Annotated in this window: 4 protein-coding genes and 1 pseudogene; 3 read left to right on the forward strand and 2 right to left on the reverse strand. The window is 60.1% G+C overall.

Going from position 1 to position 4,156, the window contains the following annotated elements:
- Positions 1–570 precede the first annotated feature (570 nt).
- From tnpB (AB3X94_RS41280) to AB3X94_RS41290, 3 genes and pseudogenes are all read left to right on the forward strand, one after another.
- Positions 571–720 (forward strand): IS66 family insertion sequence element accessory protein TnpB, encoded by a 150-nt coding sequence (gene tnpB, locus AB3X94_RS41280; RefSeq protein WP_368594252.1) that lies wholly within the window; start codon positions 571–573, stop codon positions 718–720.
- A complete protein-coding gene (gene tnpB / locus AB3X94_RS41285; RefSeq protein ID WP_368594251.1) occupies positions 686–925 on the forward strand; it encodes an IS66 family insertion sequence element accessory protein TnpB in 240 nt (79 codons plus the stop codon). Before tnpB (AB3X94_RS41280) ends, tnpB (AB3X94_RS41285) begins: the two co-directional genes overlap by 35 nt.
- Positions 926–1,015: 90 nt before the next feature.
- Positions 1,016–1,729 (forward strand): annotated as a pseudogene (locus AB3X94_RS41290) (IS66 family transposase zinc-finger binding domain-containing protein); the annotation flags it as partial.
- A gap of 345 nt (positions 1,730–2,074) precedes the next feature.
- Here the strand turns inward: AB3X94_RS41290 and AB3X94_RS41295 are convergent.
- Together AB3X94_RS41295 and AB3X94_RS41300 are read right to left on the reverse strand one after the other, a co-directional pair.
- On the reverse strand, positions 2,075–2,620 hold the full coding sequence (locus AB3X94_RS41295) for a non-canonical purine NTP pyrophosphatase (protein WP_368594250.1): 546 nt from the start codon (positions 2,618–2,620) through the stop codon (positions 2,075–2,077).
- Positions 2,566–3,672: an adenosine deaminase gene (locus AB3X94_RS41300; RefSeq protein WP_368614429.1), complete on the reverse strand. Its 1,107-nt coding sequence runs from the start codon at positions 3,670–3,672 to the stop codon at positions 2,566–2,568. Before AB3X94_RS41300 ends, AB3X94_RS41295 begins: the two co-directional genes overlap by 55 nt.
- Positions 3,673–4,156: the final 484 nt, after the last annotated feature.

Genomic DNA, 4,156 nt, shown 5'->3' on the forward strand with positions numbered 1-4,156 from the left:
CGCTTGCCGACACACCGTGCCGCCGACATAGCGCAACTGCTTCCTCATCGCTGGACGCCGACCGCTGCTTGATCGTTTGATCGTTTGAGCGATCGCCCCAGTCAAGATGCCTTCCCCGGGTGCTTACAGACGAACTCGATTTTCTCCCTCTCAAAGTCACGCACATCGACGAAGGCGGTAGGCGCTGCTTCGATCCCGACGGGAAACGACGGCTGATCGAGGCGTGCGAGAAACCCGGTGCATCGGTGGCTGGCCTGGCGCTCAAGGCTGGCGTGAACGCCAACCAGATGCGCAAGTGGATCATGCTGGAGCGCAGGGGGGCTCGGCGGAATTCGTACCCGTAGTGGAGGTAGCCGAACCGGATGCTGTGACGGCAAGCGCAAATCTGCGTTCGTCGCCTGCCGTGACGCTGGTGCTCAGGCCGCGCGAAGTCGTGCGAAGTTCGCCGCGCCCACCGTCACCGTCGCGCCTGGTGGCGCGACTTCCCAACGGGGTGAGTCTCGAACTTGAGTGCAGCGGGCAGGATCCGGCATTGATCACGACGATGATTGACGCGTTGAGAAGCCGGTGATGCTGCGCTTCGCCAACGACCTGCGCGTCTACCTGTATCGCGAACCGGTGGATTTCCGGTGTGGCCTCAACACCCTTGCTGTTCTGGTCGAGGAATCGATGCGGCTGGACCCGCTTGCCGGCGCCGTCTACGCGATTCCGCAATCGTAAATGTGACAGGATCAAGCTCCTGCTGTACGAGCGCACTGGCTTCTGGCTGTTGCTGCGCCGGCTCGAGGAAGACCGTTTCGTGTGGCCGCGACGCGATGAGGAAGTGATCAAGCTGACAACGCAGCAGCTGCACTGGCTGTTGGACGGCATCGATATCGACGCGCTTCGCCGTCATCCTGTCCGTCATTACGAGCACGCCGGTTAGCCCGGCACGTTGCAGGTCAGCAACGCGACAGGCGCCTTTTACGGATTGACGTAAACCTGTAGCGCGCCGCGCTCCGCTATCCTGGAGCGCATGACGAATGCACCCGACCTCAAGCGCGTACCCCATGCCGTCCAGGGCTACATACACGATCTCGAAGAACGCGTGGCTGGCGACACGAAGCGCATCGGCGAGCTGAGCCAGCGGATCGAACAGCTTGAGGAGTAGGTCCGTCTGCTGCAATCCGAGCGCTACGCACCGAAGAGCGAGAAACGCCAGGATCGGGGGTTCGACGAGGCGGAGCAGCTCGCCAGTGAGCCCGGCGACGAAGACGACGCGGATGCGGGGCCCGCACTGCCCGACACCGGTTTGCCACTGGTCGGCCAGCCTGAGCGGAGCAAGGTCGGACGCAAGCCGTTGCCGGCGTACCTGAAGCGCGAACGCGTCGATTACGATCTGCCGGAAGACCAGCGAGGCTGCCCGTGCTGTGGCAATCCGATGCATCGCATCGGCGAGGATATCAGTGAACAGCTGCACGTCCAAGTCAAGTGGACGGTTCGCCAGAACGCGCGCGCAAAGTACGCATGCCGACACTGCGAGCGTCACGCCGAACATACACCGGTCGTGCTCACCCCGATGCCAGTGTAGCCGATTCCGGGTAGCCATGCGGACGCCTCGGTGATCGCGACGGTGGCGACCGCGAAATACGTCGACGGCATGCCGCTGTATCGGATGCAGGCGGCACTTGCCCGCTGGCAGATTCCGGTGAGTCGGGGCACGCTCGCGCAATGGGTGATCCGTCCAACAAGCCATCCCATCGCAGAATTACGAACAATTTGTGGGTAATCCTGAGGGGAAACCCGGGGCGGTTCAATGTCCGTGTTGACCCGGGGCGGTTCAATGTCCGTGTTGACTTATGCCATTCACGGTCCATCCAGCTGCAGAGGGCCCTGAGCCCGCCCTTCTTCTTGTAGAACTCCGCAAGGGCCAGCTGAGTGCCATAGGTAGAGAAAATCTTCGGGTCATAGCCAAGCTGTTTCGCGATGTGCGCGATCAACGCGTCCCAATTCGGCAGACCAAGGTTGGCAGGCACCCCGGCCCCCGCAAACAGCATCAGCTTGCCAGTGCGGTGGGCATCAAGCAGTTCGTCTTTCATTTCGTGCCCTTCGCAGATTTGAGGTGGGCGGCAAACAGATCCAGCGCTTTGCGGCGCATGGAGATGTCGTCCTTGGCGGCCCCCATCTCCGCAAACGTCTGTGTGCTGCCATCCGGAACGAAGACACAGTCCCATTGGAAGTGAGTGGGACCGGCAGGTTTGCGAGGTACGGTTCCGTTGATCGCACCTTCTATTATATGGATCTCGCGCCCGTCGCAGTACCCAAGGATCGTTTTGGCAGTCACCTTGGCGTCGCCAAGCCCTGTAACGAGGTCGGCGAAGCGATCCGCTTGTAGCCTGTCCCAGAATATCTGCGTCAAACCTGCGGGAAGTCCATTGAGGCCGCTCAAGTACAAGCCTGTATGTTCGACGAAAAACGGGCGACCGATGGACTGGAACGCCTTGGTCAGCTTGTCCCGCACCAAACTCTCGACGTCTTCTGTCTGGAGCTCCTCGATTTTCCTCGACACCGGCACGATGTCCACGCCTACGGGGGCAAGGATCCGCTGCACTTCGGTGATCTTGTGCTCGTTGCCCGACATAAATCGGATTTTAGATCCTTCACGAATGAGTAGCGTTTGGCTACTTCGTACTGCTGTCGCATGTCACCGATCGACAGGCCTTCGGCCATCGCGGCGGCTTGGTCATCCGCAAGGCCGCGCTGGTGGATTGCGGGGTTATCCGAGCAAATGACAAACGGCACGCCATATCGCCGGAACTGTTGAAGCGGGTGAGCCTCGTTCGCAGGAACTGCGCCAGTAAGCCGATTGCTGATCGGACACACCTCGACGCAGATATCCCTCGCAGAAAGAAGCTCCAGCACATCTGGATCTTTGCCAGCCGCTGTTCCGTGGCCAATTCGATCTGCGCCGAACAGTTCTACGGCAGACCGGACGTTCTCAACGCGGCCTGTTTCACCGGCGTGGATCGTGATCCCGAGATCGAACCTGTCTTTGGCCGCCCGAAAGAGCGAGGGTAACTCTTTCGGATATGCCGTTTCTTCATCGCCAGCAAGGTCGAGCCCAATCACGTCCTTCGGCTCACCAAGGTCCTGGTAGGCCCGCAGGAGGGTGGATAGGTTGACCGCGCTGTAGTCGCCACGCGTCACCGTGAGAATCAGGCCGCGCCGGATACCGTGGCGCAGTGCAGCCACCCTGGTCGATTCGATAAGGCGCTCGAGCGCCTGTGCTGGCGAACACTTCTGAAGCTGTGCAAGGTACAGAACGCTGCTTCGGAGCTCGACGAAGCGCACGTTGTTTTCCGCCAGGCCCGCGACAACTGCAAGGGTGAGGCGATCGAGATTCTCGCGCTTCCTTGGAAAGAGCTGCAGAGCTTGCCATGGCGTTAGGTATTCGGCCAGCGACTGGCAGGGTGTCGCTCGAACTAGGTCTCGCTCAAACTCGAATCCGGCTGGCAACACGGTCGCTTCGTCTGCCAGGATCTCTCGAATCGTCGACGTTGGAATCGCGCCGTTCATGTGCATATGGAGTTCCCCCCGGCTATGCACGTCCGCGCCCTTTCCGTATTCGTGCGCTTCCTTGGCGTCGCGGGCATCGCCAAGCATCCCAGGTAGGTCAATCTGCCGTTGATCCAATCGTAGTTCCTGTATCTACTTATCGAGAGTCCTACTCGTTTCTGTGCGTTCTAGCGCGTTCCCATATTGTAACGCCTCCTCCGCAGAGACGCGTTAAGAACGTCCGGTCTGCCGTAGAACTGTTCGGCGCAGATCGAATTGCCCACGGAACAGCTCAACTGGTTCTGTCGCAGTAAGAGCGAGAGGTCGGCCAAGTCCGATATGATATGGATTCCTTATCCAGCCAGCAAATAGAATTGCCTTTCAGGCGATCAACGCCCGGCGGGAGGACATGAAGCCAGCTTGAATAATGCCATATAAAGCCAGACTATAGACGGGTGAACCGCGCAAGCGCAAGAAGCCGGGGTACCGGGTGACGAACGCGCGGGCGTATAACCAGAGCCTGAGAAAGCGCGGCATGATCAGCCTGTATGTGCCGGGCGGCGATCTGAAGGCGCAGCTTATCAACGCAAAGATCCGTACGCCGGGCGTGTCGGGGCGTGAG

This window comes from Paraburkholderia sp. BR10923 (genome assembly GCF_040948765.1).
Lineage (GTDB): Bacteria > Pseudomonadota > Gammaproteobacteria > Burkholderiales > Burkholderiaceae > Paraburkholderia > Paraburkholderia youngii.